We start from the raw sequence: 20,717 nt of genomic DNA, 5'->3' as shown, positions 1-20,717 counted from the left end.
GCGGACCTGCGAAAAGCCGTGACAGAATGAACCGCCGGCGGCTTTCCCCAGCCGCCGCGGCAATCGTCATTAACAGAGTGTCAATGCGCGGCGCCGCCGCTTGCGAAAGCGGTTCCGCAGCGCGCGGTTGCGATTGCGCGCTTTGGGGGCATGATCCGGAAAACTGTGAAGCGGTTTCCGGATAGATCATGCTCAAACAAAGCATGATCCGGAAAAGTGTGAAGCGGAGATCATGCTCAAACAAAGAGCCAAAACGCGCTGATGCGGCGACGGCGTTGTCAGCCGCTCGGCACCTTGCATTGCATCGTGCAATGAACGCCGGTTTTCAGGTAACTGATCTCGGTCTTGCCGTCGAACGGCCGCAACGCCGATTTCAAGAGCTTGGTGCCGAAGCCGGCTTCGCCGATCTCGTCCACCGCCGGCCCCTCGGTTTCGTCCCAGATCACGTTGAGACGGCCATCGTCCACCGTCCATGACACTTGTAAAAATCCGCGCGGCGAGGAGAACGCGCCGTATTTGCCGGCATTGGTCGCGAGCTCATGGAAGATCAGCGCCAGCGAGACCGCGAGCTTGGCCGGCAGGAACAGCTGCTCGCCGTTGAGATTGAACCGGACATGGCCGTAAGGCCCGAGCTCCGAGCGCAGCAGGTCCTTGATATCGCAGCCGTAGCCGTCGACCCGCGCGATCAGATCGTCGGTCGCCGACAGCGCGCGGATGCGGTGGTCGATGCGCTGCCAGACCTCGGGCCGGTCCTGCAGTGCCTGATGCAGCACCGCATGAATGGTCGAGGACTTGTTCTTCAACCGGTGCTGCAACTCGTCGACCACCAGTCGGCGGTATTGCTCCTCCTCGATCAGGCGCTTGGAGACCTCGCGCTGTTGCGCCACCAGCGAGCGATAATGCTCGACGCCCCAGATCGCGATGCCGGACACCACCCAGAAGATCATCAACAGCGCAAAGCGCGCCGGATCGACGGTCGCTTCCGAGAAATTGAGGACGACGCCGAGCAGGCCGCTCGCCAGCGCGGTGGCGACGCCGATCCGGAAACCGCCGAAGGCGGTGGCAAAGAACACCGCCGGGAAATACGGGGTGAAGAACACGTCCGGCCTGATCTGGGCGAGCCCGAAGCGCGCACCCGTCGCCAAAATGAGGCAGAACACGGCAAAGCCGCTCGCAAGCAGCAGCGACGGCTGCGAATTGCCCTGCCAACACTGCCGGAATTCGTCGATCCACTTCGTCATCGGTCGTTCCAGTTCACGTGATCAGCCGACCCAAAATAAGGCCGCTGCGACCAAAAAACCGCAGTTGTGTCCTTCTGGCCACAGGTGGACCCGGCAAAGGGCTAGGCAAACGCCATATCGCGCTCGCGCTTGCGTTGTCCGCGGCCTGTCGCGAAAATCCCGCAACATCAAACGCAAAACAGGGGGACCGGCATGGGACGGCTGGACGGCAAGGTCGCGGTGATCACCGGGGCGACCAGCGGCATCGGACTGCGTACGGCGGAAGTCTTCGTCGCGGAAGGCGCGCGGATCGTGATCGCGGGACGCCGCGCGGCGGAGGGCGAGGCGCTGGCGCAACAGCTCGGGGCCAGCTGCGTGTTCCGGCAGACCGACGTCACGGTCGAGGACCAGATGCAGGCGCTGATCGCGCTGGCGGTGGAAAAATTCGGCCGCCTCGACTGCCTGTTCAACAATGCCGGCGGGCCGGCGCAGACCGGCGGCATCGAAAGCCTCGACGTCGAGCGCTTCGACGCGGCCATGGCGACGCTGGTGCGCAGCGTCATGCTCGGCATGAAGCACGCCGCGCCCGTCATGCGCAGCCAGGGTTCCGGCAGCATCATCAACAATGGCAGCATCGCCGGCCGGCTCGCCGGCTTCTCGTCCTCGATGGTCTATGGCGCAGCCAAGGCCGCGGTGATTCATTTCACCAAATGCGTCGCGATGGAGCTCGGCGAGTCCGGCATCCGCGTCAACTCGATCTCGCCCGGCGCGATCGCAACCGGGATCTTCGGCAAGGCGCTGGGGCTATCGACCGAGGCCGCCGAGAAGACCTCGGCAGTGATGCGCGAGGTCTACAAGGCGGCACAGCCGATCCCGCGCGCCGGCCTGCCCGACGACATCGCCCATGCCGCCGTGTTTCTGGCCAGCGACGAATCGAGCTTCATCAACGGCCACGACCTCGTCGTCGACGGCGCCATCACCGGCGGCCGCAACTGGAGCCAACAGCAGGCCGGCTACGTCGCGCTGCGCAAGGCGTTCGATCAGGGCGCGGGGTAGTATCCGTCATTGCGAGCCAACGGGTCGCGCGAACGCGCGCCCGATGACAGGCTCCGCGAAGCAACCCATGTGCAGCATACGCGGAAGCAGGGATTGCTTCGTCGCTTCGCTCCTCACAATGACGACGGAAAGAGTTGCGCATCAATCCAACCCGTCATCCTGAGGTGCGAGCCTCTTCGGCGAGCCTCGAAGGATGCACGGCCCCGCTGGTGGCCGTCGATCCTTCGAGGCTCGCAAGAGCTCGCACCTCAGGATGACGGTTCTAACAGCGAGGTGGCGAGGACAATTCTTGAATCGTCCCGGCCTGCGCCGGGACGATAGTTTGATGAAGTGCGGATTAGCGCCTCACGCCTTCTGCTTCGCGGCGGCCTTCTGCAGGTCTGGGGCGTTGACGGCGGGGATGGCGACGCGGCCAGGGCCGGTTTGTTGGAGCGCGGCGGCGGCCTTGTCGTTTTCCATGATCTTGGCCATCACGGCCTGGCCGGCGCGCTCGAATACCGCGCGGTTGTCGATCAGGAACTGGCGCGAGGTGCGCAGGCCGTCGATGAAGCCGTTGATCTCCGGGATCACGTAGCGCGCCACCAGGTCCCAGCTGCGGCGGGTGTTTTCCGGATTGGCCCAGTCATGCGCGAAGCCGACGATGGTGCCGACGCCGCCGGACACCTGCACCAGATTCTTGATCATCTTCACGAGATCATCCGGCGTGCCGATGGTCGAGGCTGCGCCGTCGACGAACGCGGTCTTGTCGACCGCCTCATCCGGCGAAGCAAACGCGGTGAGGCCCGGCCGCATCAGCGTGCCGACATTATATTCATTGTGCCAGCGCATCAGCCCGGCGCCGGCCTCGCGCCGCGCCTGCTCGCGGGTCTCGGCGATGTGCCAGGATAGCAGCACGCGCCAGTTCGAACGGCTCACCGTGGTGCCGGCCTTCTTGGCGGCGTCCTCGGCGAACTGCCACTGCTGCGGCAGCGCCATCAGGCCCTGGGTCGACATCGAGCCCAGCGAGATGATGCCGATGCCGTATTTGCCGGCCAGCGTCATGCCCGACGGCGAGATCTGTGACGCCACCACGAACGGCATCTCCTCCTGCAGCGGCAGGATCTGCAGCGCGGCGTCATGCATCTGGAACCAGTCGCTCTTCGCGGTGACGCGCTCGCCGTTGAACAAACGGCGGATCACCGCGATCGCCTCGTCCTGGCGGTCGCGCTGGGTCATCGGATCAATGCCGAGCGTATGCGCGTCGGAGGCGAGCGCGCCCGGGCCGGAACCGAAGATGGCGCGGCCGCCGGTCATGTGGTCGAGCTGCACCATGCGCTGCGCGACATTGAACGGATGGTGATAGGGCAGCGAGATCACGCCGGTGCCGAGCTTGATCCGCTTGGTGCGCTCACCGGCGGCGGCCAAAAACATTTCCGGCGAGGCGATGGTCTCCCAGCCCGAGGAGTGATGCTCGCCGCACCAGAACTCGTCGTAACCGAGCGCGTCGAGCTGCTCGACGAAATCGAGGTCGCGGCGGAATTGCAGCATCGGATGCTCGCCGATCGGGTGATGCGGGGCGAGGAAGGCTCCGAACTTGAGGCGCGCCATAGGTCGTTCTCTCCGGATCATCGTTATTGGGGGCTTTGCGCCAACCTACGGGGTGGGCCGGGGCAAGGCAATGCTTCGGGCCTGCGGCGCCCGCATGGTTGTTGCGCAAATCGGCGGCGATTGCCGCCGTCCGGAATGTTTCCCAGCGGGTCAACGCAAGTCGCGGCGCCTGCCGGCCGCGGTGCAGTGGTGCTGGATGACGCAGCCGTGAGCGCGCGCTTACGTCCGAGGTAATCGAGGCGATGACTGGAATCTGCTGATGATGACGGTCATGGAAGTCCAGGCAGGATCGCAGCGCATGCACCAGATGGTTTCGACGCGAGCGGAGACCTCCCGCCGCTGGTGGGTGCTCGCGATCGTCGTCGCCGCGCAATTCATGTTCGGCGTCGATGCCTTCATCGTCAATGTCGCGATCCCGACCATCGCCGTGGAGCTTCATGCAAGCGCCGCGCAGATCGAGGCGGTGATCGCGATCTATCTGATCGCCTATGCCACGTTGGTGGTGACCGGCGGCCGGCTCGGCGACATCCATGGCACCAAGACCGTGTTCATCGCCGGCGTCGCTGGCTTTTCGCTGACCTCGCTGTGGTGCGGCCTGGCGCAGTCCGGCCTGGAACTGATCCTCGCCCGGCTGGCGCAGGGCGCGACCGCGGCGCTGATGGTGCCGCAGGTCCTGGCGACGCTGCATTTGTTGTTCGCCGACGGCGCGCGGGCACGCGCCTTCGGCATCTACGGCATCGTACTGGGCCTCGCGGGCGCCGCCGGCTTCCTGCTCGGCGGCGTGCTGGTGACGCTCGACCTTGCAGGCCTCGGCTGGCGCGCGGTGTTCTTCGTCAACGTTCCCTGCGGCGTCGTCATCATCGCGGCTGCGCTGAAAATCATGCCGACGGCGCCGCGCCGGCCCGGCTCACGGCTGGATATCCCCGGTGCGGTCGTGCTGTTCGCGGGGCTGCTGTGTTTGATCGGCCCGCTGTTGTTCGGCCATGATCTCGGCTGGGCGGCGCCGGTGTGGCTGGCGATGGCGGCAGGCGTTGCCGTGATCGCAGCCTTCGTGCGGCTGGAGCACGTTGTGGCGCGCCGCGGCGGCATGCCGCTGATCGATCTGGCGCTGCTGTCGGATCCGGCGTTCATGCGCGGGCTGGTCGCGGTGTTTTTCTTCTTCTTTGCCAACCTGTCGTTCTATCTGATCATGACCATCTTCATGCAGAAGGGCCTGAGGATTCCGCCGCTGCAGGCCGGCCTGGTGTTCGTGCCGTTGGCGCTGACCTTCGTGGTGGCGTCGCGCCATAGCGGCGTGCGGGCCAAGCATCGCGGCACGCTGGTATTGATCGAGGGCTGCGCGCTGCAAATCGTCGGTCTCGCCGTGCTCGTTGCGACGGTCGAGACGGTGGCGGCGCCGTCGGCGTTGTTGCTCGCGCTGGTGCTGATGATCTTCGGCTACGGCCAGGGACTGGTGATGGCGCCGCTGTCGAGCGCAGTGCTCTCGAGCGTCAAGCCTGCAAGCGCCGGCGCCGGCTCCGGCATGTACGGCACCACAACGCAGATAGGCAACGCCGCCGGCGTTGCCGCGATCGGCGCGGTATTCTTTGCTGTCGAAACGTTCATGTCCGCGCGCGTGGCGCTATCGGCGGCATGCGCATTGTTTGTGCTGTCGATCACGATTTCAGCCGCATTTCTGTCATGGATGCGCCGTGCGTGAGCATGATCCGAGAAGCTGGTGACAGGCTTTTTGAAAGAATCGTTGCGCAAGCAAGAACATGCTCACGAATTAACGCCGATTCTCACATTTCAGGGGAATGACCGCATACGGTCTTTTTATTTTGCACTGCAGCAACTATCTGTTGAGGTGAATTCCCAGAAGCGCAATCACCTCAGGAGTTGCTGTTGTCACTGGTCAACAACATCGATTTTCTGCGCCGTCTTCCCAAGCTGAATGGCTTCAGCGGATTGGGAGCGTATGCGCAGGGCGCAACCGACGCCGTTCCGACGCCGCTGGTCGAGACCAGCGAGTTCGGCTCGAACCCGGGCGCGCTGAAGATGTTTTCGTTCGTGCCGGCGCAGCTGGCGCGGTCGCCCGCGCTCGTCGTCGTGCTGCATGGCTGCGGTCAGACCGCGGCGTCCTATGATCTCGGCGCCGGCTGGTCGACGCTTGCCGAGCATTACGGCTTCGCGCTGCTGATGCCGGAGCAGCAGTCGGCCAACAACGGCAACACCTGCTTCAACTGGTTCAATCCGGACGACATCGCGCGCGGCAGCGGCGAGGCCAGCTCGATCAGGCAGATGATCGGGCACATGGCCGTGACGCACAAGATCGATCCGCGGCGCATCCATGTGACCGGGCTGTCCGCCGGCGGCGCGATGGCCTCCGTCATGCTCGCGACCTATCCGGATGTGTTTGCGAGCGGCGCCATCATCGCCGGTCTGCCGTTCGGCGTTGCCAATGATCTGCGCGAGGCGCTGCAGACGATGATGCAGGGCAGCGCGCTGTCGGCGCCCGAGCTCGGCGATCGCGTGCGCAAGGCGTCGAACCACAATGGCGACTGGCCGAAGATCTCGGTGTGGCACGGCAGCGCCGACCGCACCGTCGTTCCCGCCAATGCCGACGCGATCGTCCGGCAGTGGCTCGATCTGCACGGCCTGCCGCCGACGGCGATGTCGAAGGCGATGGTCGATGGTTATCCGCGCGAGGTCTGGTGGAATGCCGATGGTCAGACGCTGGTCGAGTCCTACACCATCACCGACATGGCGCACGGCACGCCGCTCGGGCTTGCCGGCAATGACCAGCGCTATGGCGTCGAGGGCGCGTTCCTCATCGAGGCCGGAATCTCCTCGTCCTACCACATCGCGAGCTTCTTCGGCCTGACCGATCAGGTGCGCCAGCCGCACATTGCTCCGACCGGAGTCCCGCGCGAGCGCGCCGACACCATCTCGATGACGATACCGGTGCCGGCGGCGGAGCCCGAACCCGTTGCCGGCCGGCGCAGCAGCCGGCCGCGGACGCCGCGGAGCAACCGCGTCAATGTCAGCCGCGTCATCACGCGGGCGCTGACCGCTGCGGGGCTGATGAAGTAGCGAGCGAGCATGATCCGGAAAAGTGTGCAGCGGTTTTCCCTCGCGACAAACGCGAAGCGTTTGCGCGGAGATCATGCTCAAACAAACGGAAGCGCGATGATCATTCATCGCGCTTCAGCGCGCGGCGCGCTTACATCTCGCCGGTCAGGAATGGGTTCGTCAGCCGCTCCTGGCCGATGCTGGAGCCCGCGCCATGACCGCAGATGAAGCCGACGTCGTCGCCAAGCGGCAGCAGCTTCTGCGTGATCGACTGGATCAGCGTCTGGTGGCTGCCGCCCGGCAGGTCGGTGCGTCCGACCGAGCCGGCGAACAGCACGTCGCCGACATGGGCGAACTTCAGCTCCTTGCTGAAGAACACCACGCTGCCCGGCGAATGGCCGGGGCAGTGCAGGATGTCGAAGGTGAGGTCGCCGATCGAGACTTGGTCACCCTCGTCGAGCCAGCGGTCGGGACCGAAATTGCGTACCCCGGTCATGCCGAAACGTTCGCCGCTGGAGACGACGTTCTCGAGCAGATATTTGTCGGCGATATGCGGACCCTCGATCTTGACCTGCAGCGCGTCGCGCAACTCGGCGGCGCCGCCGACATGGTCGATATGGCCGTGGGTTAGCCAGATCTTCTCCACCGTCACGCCGGTCTGCTTGATCGCGGCTTGGATCTTCGGCACGTCGCCGCCGGGGTCGATCACGACCGCCTTCTTGGTCGGCTCGTGCCAGATGATGGTGCAGTTCTGCTCGAACAGCGTCACCGGCACGATGATCGCGCCAGCCTTCGGTTTGGTCTCGGTTTTGTCATCCATGCGGTCACCATAGGCTTTGCGGAAGTGCCGTCAACACGGGCCGGAAATGCGCTGGACCCGGCGTGTGATCCCCAAACGGGCCGTGATAAGGTCGCGGCGCGTCAATTCGAGAGCATCCGGCATGCGATTGCTCTCGGCCACGACTTAAGCCCTCGCAGTCCGGAATTCCATGACCCAGGCCTCCAAATCGCCGCTCGGCGGACCCCGGACCACTGCCCGCGCCTTCTTCGTCGCGGACCGCATCAACACGTCGGGCCTGGAACGCGGCGACGTGCTGGCGACGACGCCGCTGGCGTTCCGCGTCAATGACAATGGCGTGGCGGTCCTGTTCCGTTATGGCGTCGTGGTGCTGATCGGGCTGAACGCGCTGGAGGAGGATGAATTCCTGCGCAGCCTGCAGTCGCGCATGACCGGCACCTTCACGCGGCGCGAGGAGGAGATCGCGATCATCGAGCTCGCCTCGGAAAAGGACGACCAGATACCGCCGGGCGGTCCGATCTATCTGCAGAGCCTGTCGCCGGAGCGGCTGATCCTGGTCGGCGAGGCGCTGGCGAAAAGCGTGGTGCTGGCGCGGCATGAGCGCGAGGTCGCGGCGGTGTTCGACTCCACCGAGCCGTTCGCGCGCGAGCTCGCCAAGGGCGGCCGCTTTCGCGGCGGCCGCGCCGCGATCCTGAAGCACATCGGCAACGCGCTGTCGGTTCGGCATCGCGTCTCCGGCCCCGTCGAGGTATCGGAGAAGCCCGACATTCTGTGGGACAAGCCGCATCTCGAGCGGCTCTACGCCCGGCTCGAGGACGAGTACGAGCTGAAGGAGCGCGCCGAGTCGCTGAACCGCAAGCTCGCCGTCGTCGCCGAGACCGCGCAGGTCTTGACCGACATCATCGACACCAGCCGCTCGCTGCGGCTCGAGCTGATCATCGTTTTTCTGATCCTGTTCGAGGTGCTGATCACGATCTACCAGCTCGCGACAAGGCACTGAGCCGCGGAGCCGTAGCCCGGATGCAGCCGACGGTCGCGCGAACGCGCGCCCGATGACAGGCTCCGCGAAATCCGGGGCAACTGGACCCGATGGCAGGAATCCCGGATTGCGCTTCGCTTCATCCGGGCTACTGCGTCATTTTCTGTCCCGAATTGCAGGTCATCCCTGAACCAACCGGCGAGATAGAGCGTTACCTCGCCCGGGCATGAGATGGGGGGACGGAATGGATCAGGGCGACAGCGACTGGTGGCGGCACGGCATCTTCTATCAGGTCTATCCGCGCTCGTTTCAGGACACCGACGGCGACGGCGTCGGCGATCTCAGGGGCATCATCGAGCGGCTGCCGTACCTGACGCGGCTCGGCGTCGACGCGATCTGGCTGTCGCCGATCTTCCCGTCGCCGATGGCCGATTTCGGCTACGACATCTCCGACTACACCGGCATCGACCCGCTGTTCGGGACGATGGAGGATTTCGACGAGCTGGTCGCGGCCGCGCACGATGCCGGCCTCAAGCTGATCCTCGATCTGGTGCCGAACCACACGTCGGATCAGCATCCCTGGTTCATCGAGGCAAAGAGCGCGCGCGACAATCCAAGGCGCGACTGGTACATCTGGCGCGATCCTGGGCCGGACGGCGGGCCGCCCAACAACTGGCTGTCGGAGTTCGGCGGCAGCGCCTGGACTTACGACGAGGCGTCCGGCCAGTACTACTATCACGCCTTTCTCGCCCAGCAGCCCGATCTCAACTGGCGCAATCCCGCGGTGCGGGAAGCGATCTACGAGGTGATGCGCGTCTGGCTGCGCAAGGGCGTCGACGGCTTTCGCGTCGACGTGATCTGGCACCTGATCAAGGACGCCGATTTTCGCGACAACCCGCCGAACCCGCATTACCTCGAGGGCCGGCCGCCGCACGAAAAGATCCTCACGCAATATTCGACCGACCAGGCGGAGGTCCACGAGGTCATCACCGAAATGCGCCGCGTCACCGACGAATTCGACGACCGCGTGCTGATCGGCGAGGTCTATCTGCCGCTGCACCGGCTGGTCGCCTATTACGGCAATGATCTGCGCGGCGCGCAGATGCCGTTCAATTTCGCGCTGCTGTCGACGTTGTGGAGCGCGCGCTCGGTGGAGAAGATCATCGCCGACTACGAGAAGGCGCTGCCGCCGGGCGCCTGGCCGAACTGGGTGCTCGGCAATCACGACCGGCCGCGGGTGGCGAGCCGGGTCGGCCCGGCGCAGGTGGGCGTCGCGGCGATGCTGCTGCTGACGCTGCGCGGCACGCCGACGCTCTACTACGGCGACGAGCTCGGCATGCGCCAGCAACCGATCGCGCCGGACCAGGTGCGCGACCCCTTCGAGAAGAATGTTCCCGGCCTCGGCGTCGGCCGCGACGGCTGCCGCACCCCGATGCAGTGGAGCGCCGAGCGCTACGCCGGCTTCTCGACCGCGCAGCCGTGGCTGCCGCTGGCGCATGATTTTGCCAGCGACAATGTCGCGAGCCTGGAGGCGGACCGGGCGTCGATCCTGAATTTCTACAAGGCGCTGATTGCACTGCGCCGCCAGCTGCCGCAGCTGGTTCGCGGCAGCTACGAGCCGGTGGGCGCGCATGGCGACGTGCTGCTGTACCGGCGGCGCAGCGTCGACGGCGTCGCAGTGATCGCGCTGAATTTCGGCACCGCGCCTGCGACCATCACCTCCAGCGCGATCGGCTTCAGCAACGTGATCCTGCTGTCGACCTTCATGGACCGGCAAGGCGAGAAGGTCGAAGGCATGCTCGATCTGCGCGCCAATGAGGGCGTGATCCTCGGGCCGCCTCAGCATCAGGACGACGGCTAAAGCGCGATGAGATTGGGTTGAATCGTCATCGCGCTTTAGCTCTTTGTTTGAGCATGATCTTTTCGGAAAACCGCTTCACACTTTTCCGGATCATGCTCTAACGCGGCGTGCGGGGCGTTGTGTCGTCGATGTCGCTGCGCTTGAGCAGATAGTCGAGCCCGCCGACGCGGTACCAGCGATAGCCGTAGCCTTCGATCAGCAGCTTGTGGTGGCCGCGATCGTCGGCGCGGCTGTGGTCCTCGGTCAAGAGGTTGACCAGAAGCTTGCCGGCCTCGCCGGGGAGGCCGACGCTGAACGCGACCTCGCGCGGCGGTTCGGCGAGATTATGGATGAACAGCACCGAGTTGTTTCGCCAGTCGTATCGGATGATCAGCATCGCCGGATCGCGGACGGTGATCACCTTGAAATCGCCCCAACCAACCTCGGGGACTTCCTTGCGCATGCGGATGATCCGCTCGGTCCAGTTCAGGAGCGAATTCGGGTCGCGCCGCTGCTTGGCGGCGTTGACGTGCTCGTAGCCATACGCGCCCTTGTCGATTACCGGCACGCAGGGCCGATCGCTTTCGGTGAAGCCGGCATGCGGCTCGGTCGACCACTGCATCGGGGTGCGCGCGCAGGTGCGTTCGGGGAGGGCGAGATCGTCGCCCATGCCGAGCTCGTCGCCGTATCGGATCACGGGCGTGCCGGGAAGCGTGCACATCAGGCTGTAGGCGAGCTCGAGGCGACGGCGGTCGCCACCAAGCATGGGCGCCAGACGCCGGCGAATGCCGCGGTCGTAGAGCTGCATGCTTTTGTCCGGACCGAACGCCTTGAACACGGTCTCGCGCTGTGCCTTGGTGAGGCGGCCGAGGTCGAGCTCATCATGGTTGCGCAGGAACAGGCCCCATTGCGCCGTCGCCGGCCGCGGCTTGGTGGCCGCCAGCGATTTCGTCAGCGGCCGCGAGTCGCCGGATGCCAGCGCGTAGAACAGATTCTGGTTGACCTGGAAGTTGAACATCATCTGCATGCGCTCGCCGTCGCGGCCGAAATAATTCATGTCGGTCTCGGGCAGCACGTTGGCTTCGGCGAGGATGATCGCGTCACCCTGCCGCCATTGCAGGAACTCGCGAAACGATCGCAGCATGTCGTATTGCTCGACAGGCTTGCGTACCTTGGCGCCCTTGGTGGAGATCACGAACGGCACCGCGTCCATGCGAAAGCCGGAGACGCCGAGCTGGATCCAGAACCCCATGATCTTGAGGATCTCGGCCTGCACGTGCGGGTTCGACGTGTTCAGGTCAGGCTGGAAATCGTAGAAGCGATGGAAGTACCAAGCGCCCGCCCGCTTGTCGCGCGTCCAGGTTGACTTCTGCACGCCGGGAAACACCATCCCCTTGTCGGCATTGGCGGGCCGCTTGTCGGACCAGACATACCAGTCGCGATGTGGAGAATCCTTCGCGCTGCGCGCCGATTGAAACCAGCCGTGCTGATCCGAGGTGTGGTTGACGACGAGGTCGATGATCACGCGCATGCCGCGCTGCTTGCAGCCATGGGCGAACTCGACGAAATCACCCAGCGTGCCGTAGCGCGGATCGACGCCGTAATAGTCGGAGATATCGTAGCCATTGTCCCGGCCGGGCGAAGGCTGGAACGGCATCAGCCAGATCGTGGTGATGCCAAGTCCGTTCAGATAGTCGAGGCGCCGCAGCAGACCCCTGAAATCGCCGATGCCGTCGCCATTGGCATCCATATAGGTGCCGACGGAGAGGCAATAGATCACTCCGTTCTTGTACCAGAGGTCGTCGATCACCAGGCAGCCCTCTTCGATCCGCGCCGTGCCGGCGGCCGAAGGATAAGCGGTAAGGTGGCGGCGGGTTCCTGAGGAGCGCCGACCGCAAAGCGCGGTCGACGCTTCCCGAGGAGTGGCTACCGCTTGATCTGCGCCTTCAGCGTGTCCTCGACCACGCGATCGAACGACGAGGCTTTTGGCGGCGCCTTGGCGCGGTGCTCGGCGACATATTTGTCGCGCTTGGCGACCAGGGCGGCGAGCTTCTCGTTCAGCGCCTTGCGCTGCGCGATCTGCCTGGTGATCTCGGCGGAGCGCTGCTCGGGCTGCATGGCGCGGAGGTTGTCGGGCAGCTCTTCTTCCTTGACCTTCGCCACGTCGTTACGGCCGGCGGCGACGTCGGCCACCAGGTCGCCATCGCCGGTGACGGCCTCCGAGGTCGTTTTCGCGCGCTTGTTGATGAAGCTCGCCATTTCCGAGGCGCGTGCCGGCGACGCGGCGGCGACGCTGGACAATTGCTGCGTCTTGGACTCGGTTCGCTTCTGCAGCGCGCGCGGGCCGTAGGGGATCACCGTGCCGTTGATCTCGCGCTGCAGGATGATGATCTCCTCATCGAACGGCGTCTCGATGGTGACGATCTGGCCGCCGTCCTGCGGGATCGGGATGAACTCGCCATTGCCGTTCTGGGCAATGTCGCGCCACACCCGCTCGGTGTCCTGCGCATTGCCGGCGAGCACGGCGTTGACGATGATGTCCTGCTGCTTGGCGGTTGCCAGCGTGATCGGATATTTGGTGTCCTGCGCGTAGTCCATGTGCGGCGGCGCATCGCCGACCAGGAACACGATGCGCGTGCTGTCGCGCGCGTGGGTCCATTGCATCTTGTTGACCGCGACATCGAGCGCCTCGTTGACGCTCTCCGGCCAGTCGCCGCCGCCGCGCGCCTTCAACTCGAGCAGGTTGGCGTAGAGGTCCTGGATGTCGCGGGTCAGCTCGATTTTCTTGGTGACGTATTCGTCGCCGATGTCGCGATAGGCGACGAGGCCCATGCGGATGTCGGCGTCGGGATTGGAATCGACGATCGCTGACGCGATCGACCAGATCTTGCGTTTGGCGCCTTCGATCAAACCGCCCATCGAGCCGGTGGTGTCGAGCACGAAGGCGACCTCGACGACCGGCTTGGCGATCGCCTGTGACAGGCCGGCGGATAGCGGAAGGGTTGCGAGAGCGAAGGCGAGCGAGCGAAGCGTGATGCGTGACCTCATGGGTCTCCTCCAGTGGTTCCGTCCCCTCGGAACCAAAGTTCCATCGGCTTCGCGGTGGCTTGAGGCCGGAATCAAGGCGGCTTCCTCGCCAATTTGCGGCCGATTCCGGCGCTGCCGCAGATGAACGGAATCGGTTAGTCTTGGCGCATGGAATCGCCCGCCCGCCAGATCGCCCTCGTGCCTGCGCCCGACCGGCGCCAGTCGGAGACCGCGCTCGCGATCGCGCGCGGCACTGCGAGGCTTTTGAGATCGCTGGGATTTTCCTGCATCAGCGAGTTGCCGCTGCCGTCCGGCCGAAGAGCCGATCTGGTGGCGCTGAACGAGCGCGGCGAGATCTGGATCGCCGAGATCAAGTCGTCGGTGGAGGATCTGCGCACTGATCAGAAATGGCAGGACTACCGGATGCATTGCGACCGGCTGTTCTTTGCCTTCACGCAGGACCTGCCGTGCGAGATCTTCCCCGAAGACACCGGGCTGATCATCGCCGACGCCTACGGCGCGCACCTGCAGTGCGAGGCGCCGGAGCACCGCCTGCCGGCCGCCACCCGCAAGGCGATGACGGTGCGCTTCGCCATGGCCGCGGCACAGCGGATCAACCGCCTGGTCGATCCCCAAGGGCATGTGGAGTTTTAGCGGAAGCGTAAAGTGTGATCCGTCATCCTGAGGCGCGAGCTCTTGCGAGCCTCGAAGGATCGACGGCCCGGCTGGTGGCCGATTCATCCTTCGAGGCTCGCCGAAGAGGCTCGCACCTCAGGATGACGGGGAAACGAAAATGGCCGGGGCGAGCCCGGCCATCAAAAAGCGATATGTACTACCACTTACCTTGGCGCGCGCTTGGCGAGGATGCGCTGCAGGGTGCGGCGGTGCATGTTGAGGCGGCGCGCGGTTTCCGAGACGTTGCGGTTGCACATCTCGTAGATGCGCTGGATGTGCTCCCAGCGCACGCGGTCCGCCGACATCGGGTTGGTCGGCAGTTCGGATTTCTCGGTGCCGGTCGCGAGCAGCGCGGCGACGACGTCGTCGGCGTCCGCAGGCTTCGAGAGATAATCGACGGCGCCCATCTTCACCGCGGTGACGGCGGTGGCGATGTTGCCGTAGCCAGTCAGCACGATCGCGCGCGCATCGGGACGCTTGCGCTTCAGCGCCGAGACGACGTCGAGGCCGTTGCCATCGCCGAGCCTGAGGTCGACGACCGCGAACGCGGGCGCGGCACGGCCGATCTCGGCGATGCCGTCGGACACCGTGTCGCATGACTTCACCGCAAAGCCGCGCGTCTCCATTGCGCGCGACAGGCGCTCCAGGAAAGGCTTGTCGTCCTCGACGATGAGGAGCGAGCGGTCAGCAAGGTCATTCAATTCGGCGATTGCGTTCACGGTCCATTTTTTCCCAGTGGCAGATAGCCAATTATATGGTCCACCAGTGCGGCGCTGCCAAGGCAGCCGAAAGTCGCGGATGCTGCATCCGTAATGCCAGAAATTGCGGTTAAGAATCGTTCTTAAGACGCTGCCTCAGTAGTAGGCGTTTCATCTTCGAAGCGGTCACGCGGCCAGACGATCTGCACAATGGCGCCATGATCGGGGAAGATGCGGTTGGTAAACGAGACCTTCGCGCCAGTGCGTTCCAGCAGTGTCCTTGCGATGAAAACGCCGAGACCGAGGCCCCCGCGGGCGGATTGGGCCTCATCCGCGCCCCGCCGGCGCGACAGATACGGCTCCCCGATCCGCTTCAGCATGTCAGGCGCGATGCCCGGACCATCGTCGGAGATCACGATCTCGACGGTTTCGGCATTCCACCATGCATTCACCTCGACGGTCTGGTGCGCGAAATCGACGGCATTTTCCAGAATGTTTCCGACCCCATAAAGGATTGCCGGGTTGCGCGCGGCGACCGGCTCGCGCGTTGCTGCGACAGCTAGCCGCACCTTGATGTTGACGCCGAAATCGCGATGCGGCGCCACCGCCTCCTCGATCAAGGTCGACAGCTTCATGGTGTCGAACGGCGCGCCGCTCGAGGACAGCTGCGCGATCTTGCTCAGGATGTCGCGGCAGCGCTGCGCCTGTTCGCGCACGGTCTTGAGGTCGGCGGCGATCGCCGGATCATGCACCGTCTTCTCGAGCTCGCGCGAGATCAGGAAGATCGTCGACAGCGGCGTGCCGAGCTCGTGCGCCGCGGCGGCGGCAAGACCGTCGAGCTGGGTCAGATGCTGCTCGCGCGTCAGCACCAGCTCGGTCGCGGCGAGCGCGTCGGAGAGTTGCCGCGCCTCCTCGGTGACCTGGAAGGCGTAGAGGCTGGTGACGCCGATCGCGAGCAGGATCGAAAGCCAGACACCGATCAGGTAGATCGGCGGCAGCACCAGAGGGTCGTCGGCATCCCAGGGCAACGGCAGATGGTAGAAGAACAGCGCCGAGGCGCAGGCGACCGCGAGGCAGCCGAGCCCGATCGTCAGCCGGATCGGCAGCACCGTGGCCGAGATCAATACCGGCGCCAGGAACAGGAACGAGAACGGGTTCTGCAGGCCGCCGGTGAAATACAGCAAGCCGCCGAGCTCGACGATGTTGAAGGCGAGCAGGGTCGCGGCGTAGCCCGGCTCCAGCCGCTGCATCGGGTTGAACGCGACCTGCAGCGACAGATTGAGCAGCGCCGAGAACGCCACGATGCTGACACAGGGCACGATCGGAACATCGAATTCCAGGCCTTGGGCGACGATGAAGATCGCAACGAGCTGGCCGAGCGCGGCCAGCCAGCGCAGCCGCAGAATGGTATCGAGGCGGACATAGCGGCGTGGCTGGCGGAAATCGGAGAGGACGTCGGTCATTCCAGGACTTTAGCGGTGCAGTGGGCGGCGCACAAATTCGCGACATGACGCAGCCTAACCGTGCAAGCCTTGGTCGCCTAAGCCTTGCGCTTATTGTCGCAATAGCTCAATGACGGGCCTATGCAGCAGGTCGATACAGGGCGGGAGCGGGCGGCCAACGACGCGTTCACGACCGATCAGGGTGGATCGGCCGCGATCGACGTGGCGCATCTGGTCAAGGTCTACAAGACCACCCGCGCCGTCGATGACATCTCCTTTCGCATTACGCGCGGCAGCATCACCGGCCTGCTCGGCGGCAACGGTGCAGGCAAGACCACGACGATCGCGATGATCATGGGGTTGGTGCTGCCGACGTCGGGCACCGTCCACGTGCTGGGCGCGAAAATCCCCGAGCAGCGCTATGACGTGCTCGGCCGGATGAATTTCGAAAGCCCCTATGTCGACATGCCGATGCGGCTCACGGTGCGGCAGAACCTGACCATCTTCGGGCGTCTCTACGCAGTGAAGCATCTGCGCGAACGGATCGACCGGCTCGCCGACGATCTCGATCTGAAGGATTTCCTCGATCGCGCCAACGGCAAGCTCTCGGCCGGGCAGAAGACCCGTGTCGCCCTGGCGAAGGCGCTGATCAACGAGCCCGACCTGTTGCTGCTGGACGAGCCGACGGCATCGCTCGACCCAGACACTGCCGACTGGGTGCGGCAGCATCTCGAGACTTATCGCAAGACCCACAACGCGACCATCCTGCTGGCGTCCCACAACATGCTGGAGGTCGAGCGGCTCTGCGACCGCGTCATCATCATGAAGCGCGGCAAGATCGAGGACGACGACAGTCCTGAACGGATCATGGCGCGCTACAACCGCGACACGCTGGAAGAGGTGTTTCTCGACGTCGCGCGCGGCCGGGTGCGGGAGGGCGCGCCAGAGGGCACATCATGAGCGACATCGTCAGCCATCAGCATAGCGGCATCTCACTGCAGCGCATCAACGCGATGGTGCTGCGCTACTGGTATCTTCTGATGTCGTCCTGGCCGCGGCTGCTGGAGCTGGTCTACTGGCCGGCGCTGCAGATCATCACCTGGGGCTTTCTGCAGAATTACATCTCGCAGGCCTCCGGCTTCTTCGCCAAGGCCGGCGGCACGCTGATCGGCGCCGTCATTCTGTGGGACATCCTGTTCCGTGGCCAGCTCGGCTTCTCGATCTCATTTCTCGAAGAGATGTGGGCGCGCAATCTCGGCAACCTGATGATGAGCCCGCTGAAGCCGATCGAATTCCTGCTGTCGTTGATGATCATGAGCATCATCCGACTTGCCATCGGCGTGATCCCGATGACGCTGATGGCGCTGTTCTTTTTCGGCTTCAATTTCTACGCCATCGGGCTGCCGCTGATCGCCTTCTTCTGCAATCTGATCTTCACCAGCTGGTCGGTCGGCGTGTTCGCCTCGGGCCTCGTGCTGCGCAACGGGCTGGGGGCGGAGAGCATTGTCTGGACGCTGATGTTCGCGGTGATGCCGCTCGCCTGCATCTATTATCCGGTCGAGGTGCTGCCGGTCTGGCTGCAACATGTCGCCTGGACCCTGCCGCCGACCTATGTGTTCGAGGGCATGCGGTCGCTGCTGATCGATCACGTCTTCCGCGCCGACCTGATGGCGTGGGCGTTGGTCATCAATGCGATCCTGTTCGCTGCCTCTTTTGCGATCTTCCTTGCCCTTTTACAAAGCGCCAAGCGCAACGGCTCGCTGCTCTCAGGTGGTGAATAAATGTCACTTTCTCGTGGATTCTCGGTGTTTTAGCCCGGGTTGACCCCATATTTCGACAAGCGGCGCATTGACGCATTGTTATGCTGTCGTCAGTATGCTGCGGCGCAAAACAGGGGTCTGAAACAACCATGCCCATCGGTGAATTTGGCGGCGTACCGCCACTGGCTAGAGAAGGCGGTCCGGCATTCACGACGCCGCTGTACTGGATGTACGAGATGGGGCATGCCTCGCTCAATCCGGCGCGCGCGGTCACCGACGCCACCAAGATCCTGTTTCAGAATCCGCTCAATCCGTGGACGCACACCCACTTCGGCAAGTCGATCGCCGCCGCCTGCGAGGTGTTCGAGCGGACCACCCGCCGCTATGGCAAGCCGGAATGGAACCTGCCGACCACCGAGGTCAACGGCATCCGCACCGCGGTCGAGGTGCGGACGATCTGGGAGAAGCCGTTCTGCCGCCTGCTGCATTTCGATCGCAAGCTGACGCGGCCGCTGCGCTCACCGCAGCCGCGGGTGCTGATCGTGGCGCCGATGTCGGGTCACTACGCGACGCTGTTGCGCGGCACCGTCGAAGCCTTCCTGCCGACGCATGAGGTCTACATCACCGACTGGGCCGATGCGCGCATGGTGCCGCTCGCGGAGGGCCGTTTCGACCTCGATGACTACGTCGACTATGTGATCGAGATGCTGCACGCGCTCGGCGGCAACATGCACGTCATCGCGGTGTGCCAGCCGTCGGTGCCGGTGGTTGCGGCCGTCTCGGTGATGGAAGCCAACAACGATCCGTTCGTGCCGCTGTCGATGACGCTGATGGGCGGCCCGATCGATACGCGGCGCAATCCGACCGCGGTCAACGACCTCGCGGCCGAGCGCGGCATCGAGTGGTTCCGCAACAATGTCATCACCAAGGTGCCGTTCCCGCATCCGGGCGTGATGCGCGACGTCTATCCGGGCTTCCTGCAGCTCAACGGCTTCATCAGCATGAACCTCGATCGGCACATGGACGCGCACAAGGCGCTGTTTGCCAATCTGGTCAAGGGTGACGGCGATCTCGTCGACAAGCACCGCGAATTCTATGACGAATATCTTGCGGTGATGGACCTCACCGCGGAGTATTACCTGCAGACCGTCGACCTCGTGTTCGTCAAGCATGCGCTGCCGAAGGGCGAGATGACCCATCGCGGCAAGCCGGTCGATCCCTCAAAAATCCGCCGCGTCGCGCTGATGACGGTGGAAGGTGAGAAGGACGACATCTCCGGTCTCGGTCAGACCGAAGCGACGCACGGGCTCTGCACCTCGATTCCCAACCATCGCCGCGTGCACTACGTGCAGAAGGGCGTCGGGCACTACGGCGTGTTCAACGGGTCGCGGTTCCGCTCCGAAATCGTGCCGCGGATCTCCGATTTCATGGTTTCGGCGGCGAATACGCGGCTTTCCCTGGTCGCGGCGGCCGAATAGGTGTCAACCCGGTCTCGATTTCGGCGGTCGCATAAGCCGTTGAGTTGACTAAAAAAATCTCGAATTCGGTGAAGCTCAAAGGGTGAATCTTTCCTCACTCTTTGGGCGTTGTTTTCAAGACCGATTCAGCGCAAAAATACCGGTTCCAACCCCAGCCTGTAGGGGTTCAGAAACCGTCAGCCCCTGTATATTGGGCAAATGATTTGTTTTTGCGCCGAGCGCTTTCCGTGGCGGCGGATATGGCAAAGTCCGGGCGAACTCCTGCTCCCCGGACTTTCAGACATGGCTACTCGCGCGCTCCTGTATCGGCGGCCTGCCGAACCCTCGACTCTTTTGGTGAGACACGGCTCCCAGTTCTTCACGATCAGGCTGCGCCGGCACCGGCGCGCGCGCCGCTACACCCTCAGAATTCATCCGACCGACCGTGAAGCGATCCTGACCATGCCGCCGCGCGGCACGATCGTGGAAGCGAAGGATTTTGCGCACCTTCATGGCGGCTGGATTGCCGCGCGCCTCGGCCGATTGCCGAAGGCTGCGCCGTTTCAGCCCGGCACAGTGGTGCCGCTGCGCGGCGTGCCGCACCGTCTGGTCCATCGTTCCGGCGAGCGCGGCACGGTGTGGACCGAGACGCGCGACAGCGGCGAGAAGATTCTCTGCGTTGCCGGCGGTGTCGAGCACATGGATCGCCGCGTGCACGACTTCCTCAAGCGCGAGGCGCGCAGGGATCTGCAGAAGGCGGCGCAGTTTTATGCCGCCGAACTCGGCGTGCGGGTGCGGCGGCTGTCGATTCGCGACCAGTCCAGCCGCTGGGGCTCCTGCACCTCGGCCGGTTCGCTGTCGTTTTCCTGGCGGTTGATCCTGGCGCCGCCTTTCGTGCTCGATTACCTCGCCGCGCATGAAGTCGCGCACCTCGTCGAGATGAACCACTCGCCGCGGTTCTGGCGGGTGGTCGACCGGATTTGCTCCTCGGTCACGCGCGCCAAGACCTGGCTCGACACCCACGGCAACGACCTGCACCGCTACGGGATTCAGGAGTAGGCGGCGGTCTTCGCCCCACAACATGCTGTCATCGCCCGCGAAAGCGGGCGATCCAGTATTCCAGAGG

At 64.4% G+C, this 20,717-nt stretch carries 17 protein-coding genes; 10 read left to right on the top strand and 7 right to left on the bottom strand.

What is annotated here, in order from left to right:
* Positions 1 to 278: 278 nt before the first annotated feature.
* Complete coding sequence (locus XH93_RS41540; protein WP_194471877.1) at positions 279 to 1,241, bottom strand: sensor histidine kinase; 963 nt, start codon at positions 1,239 to 1,241, stop codon at positions 279 to 281.
* A gap of 192 nt (positions 1,242 to 1,433) precedes the next feature.
* Between XH93_RS41540 and XH93_RS41535 the strand changes: the two genes are divergently transcribed.
* The gene (locus XH93_RS41535; RefSeq protein WP_194471876.1) at positions 1,434 to 2,276 is read left to right on the top strand and encodes an SDR family NAD(P)-dependent oxidoreductase; all 843 of its coding nucleotides are present in this window, start codon (positions 1,434 to 1,436) and stop codon (positions 2,274 to 2,276) included.
* Positions 2,277 to 2,621: 345 nt separating this feature from the next.
* Here XH93_RS41535 and XH93_RS41530 read toward each other — a convergent pair whose 3' ends face one another.
* Positions 2,622 to 3,863, bottom strand: a complete 1,242-nt coding sequence (locus tag XH93_RS41530) for an LLM class flavin-dependent oxidoreductase (RefSeq protein WP_139487482.1) — start codon at positions 3,861 to 3,863, stop codon at positions 2,622 to 2,624.
* A 298-nt stretch (positions 3,864 to 4,161) separates the two neighbouring features.
* Between XH93_RS41530 and XH93_RS41525 the strand changes: the two genes are divergently transcribed.
* Together XH93_RS41525 and XH93_RS41520 are read left to right on the top strand one after the other, a co-directional pair.
* Entirely contained in the window at positions 4,162 to 5,562 is a 1,401-nt protein-coding gene (locus XH93_RS41525) for an MFS transporter (protein ID WP_194471875.1), read from the top strand.
* A 185-nt stretch (positions 5,563 to 5,747) separates the two neighbouring features.
* Positions 5,748 to 6,935 carry a PHB depolymerase family esterase gene (locus XH93_RS41520; RefSeq protein ID WP_194471874.1) on the top strand — a complete coding sequence of 396 codons (1,188 nt, stop codon included), beginning with the start codon at positions 5,748 to 5,750 and terminating at the stop codon, positions 6,933 to 6,935.
* A 130-nt stretch (positions 6,936 to 7,065) separates the two neighbouring features.
* Here the strand turns inward: XH93_RS41520 and XH93_RS41515 are convergent, their stop codons facing one another.
* Positions 7,066 to 7,734 carry an MBL fold metallo-hydrolase gene (locus XH93_RS41515; protein WP_139487479.1) on the bottom strand — a complete coding sequence of 223 codons (669 nt, stop codon included), beginning with the start codon at positions 7,732 to 7,734 and terminating at the stop codon, positions 7,066 to 7,068.
* A gap of 169 nt (positions 7,735 to 7,903) precedes the next feature.
* Between XH93_RS41515 and XH93_RS41510 the strand changes: the two genes are divergently transcribed.
* Positions 7,904 to 8,713 (top strand): RMD1 family protein, encoded by an 810-nt coding sequence (locus XH93_RS41510; protein WP_139487478.1) that lies wholly within the window; start codon positions 7,904 to 7,906, stop codon positions 8,711 to 8,713.
* Positions 8,714 to 8,936: 223 nt separating this feature from the next.
* Positions 8,937 to 10,553 carry an alpha-amylase family glycosyl hydrolase gene (locus tag XH93_RS41505; protein WP_194471873.1) on the top strand — a complete coding sequence of 539 codons (1,617 nt, stop codon included), beginning with the start codon at positions 8,937 to 8,939 and terminating at the stop codon, positions 10,551 to 10,553.
* 97 nt (positions 10,554 to 10,650) lie between these two features.
* Here the strand turns inward: XH93_RS41505 and XH93_RS41500 are convergent, their stop codons facing one another.
* Positions 10,651 to 12,342 (bottom strand): alpha-amylase family protein, encoded by a 1,692-nt coding sequence (locus tag XH93_RS41500; RefSeq protein WP_194471872.1) that lies wholly within the window; start codon positions 12,340 to 12,342, stop codon positions 10,651 to 10,653.
* Between the two features lie 116 nt (positions 12,343 to 12,458).
* The gene (locus XH93_RS41495; RefSeq protein ID WP_194471871.1) at positions 12,459 to 13,580 is read right to left on the bottom strand and encodes a VWA domain-containing protein; all 1,122 of its coding nucleotides are present in this window, start codon (positions 13,578 to 13,580) and stop codon (positions 12,459 to 12,461) included.
* A 147-nt stretch (positions 13,581 to 13,727) separates the two neighbouring features.
* Here XH93_RS41495 and XH93_RS41490 point away from each other — a divergent pair, with 147 nt between their 5' ends.
* Complete coding sequence (locus XH93_RS41490) at positions 13,728 to 14,213, top strand: MmcB family DNA repair protein (RefSeq protein ID WP_194471870.1); 486 nt, start codon at positions 13,728 to 13,730, stop codon at positions 14,211 to 14,213.
* A 185-nt stretch (positions 14,214 to 14,398) separates the two neighbouring features.
* Here XH93_RS41490 and XH93_RS41485 read toward each other — a convergent pair whose 3' ends face one another.
* Together XH93_RS41485 and XH93_RS41480 are read right to left on the bottom strand one after the other, a co-directional pair.
* Entirely contained in the window at positions 14,399 to 14,953 is a 555-nt protein-coding gene (locus tag XH93_RS41485) for an ActR/PrrA/RegA family redox response regulator transcription factor (protein WP_139487473.1), read from the bottom strand.
* A 122-nt stretch (positions 14,954 to 15,075) separates the two neighbouring features.
* A complete protein-coding gene (locus XH93_RS41480) occupies positions 15,076 to 16,395 on the bottom strand; it encodes an ActS/PrrB/RegB family redox-sensitive histidine kinase (protein ID WP_194471869.1) in 1,320 nt (439 codons plus the stop codon).
* Between the two features lie 120 nt (positions 16,396 to 16,515).
* Between XH93_RS41480 and XH93_RS41475 the strand changes: the two genes are divergently transcribed.
* The 4 genes from XH93_RS41475 (at position 16,516) to XH93_RS41460 (ending at position 20,650) form a co-directional block, all read left to right on the top strand.
* Entirely contained in the window at positions 16,516 to 17,334 is an 819-nt protein-coding gene (locus XH93_RS41475) for an ABC transporter ATP-binding protein (protein WP_194471868.1), read from the top strand.
* On the top strand, positions 17,331 to 18,155 hold the full coding sequence (locus XH93_RS41470; RefSeq protein WP_194471867.1) for an ABC transporter permease: 825 nt from the start codon (positions 17,331 to 17,333) through the stop codon (positions 18,153 to 18,155). The genes XH93_RS41475 and XH93_RS41470 overlap by 4 nt, the downstream gene beginning before the upstream one ends.
* A 128-nt stretch (positions 18,156 to 18,283) precedes the next feature.
* The gene (locus XH93_RS41465) at positions 18,284 to 19,612 is read left to right on the top strand and encodes a polyhydroxyalkanoate depolymerase (protein ID WP_139487469.1); all 1,329 of its coding nucleotides are present in this window, start codon (positions 18,284 to 18,286) and stop codon (positions 19,610 to 19,612) included.
* Between the two features lie 198 nt (positions 19,613 to 19,810).
* Complete coding sequence (locus tag XH93_RS41460) at positions 19,811 to 20,650, top strand: M48 family metallopeptidase (protein WP_139487468.1); 840 nt, start codon at positions 19,811 to 19,813, stop codon at positions 20,648 to 20,650.
* Positions 20,651 to 20,717: the final 67 nt, after the last annotated feature.

The organism is Bradyrhizobium sp. CCBAU 51753 (genome assembly GCF_015291565.1).
GTDB classification, from domain to species: Bacteria; Pseudomonadota; Alphaproteobacteria; order Rhizobiales; family Xanthobacteraceae; genus Bradyrhizobium; species Bradyrhizobium ivorense.
The sequence above is the reverse complement of the archived record's forward strand: the minus strand, read 5'-3'. Positions and strand labels throughout refer to the sequence as shown.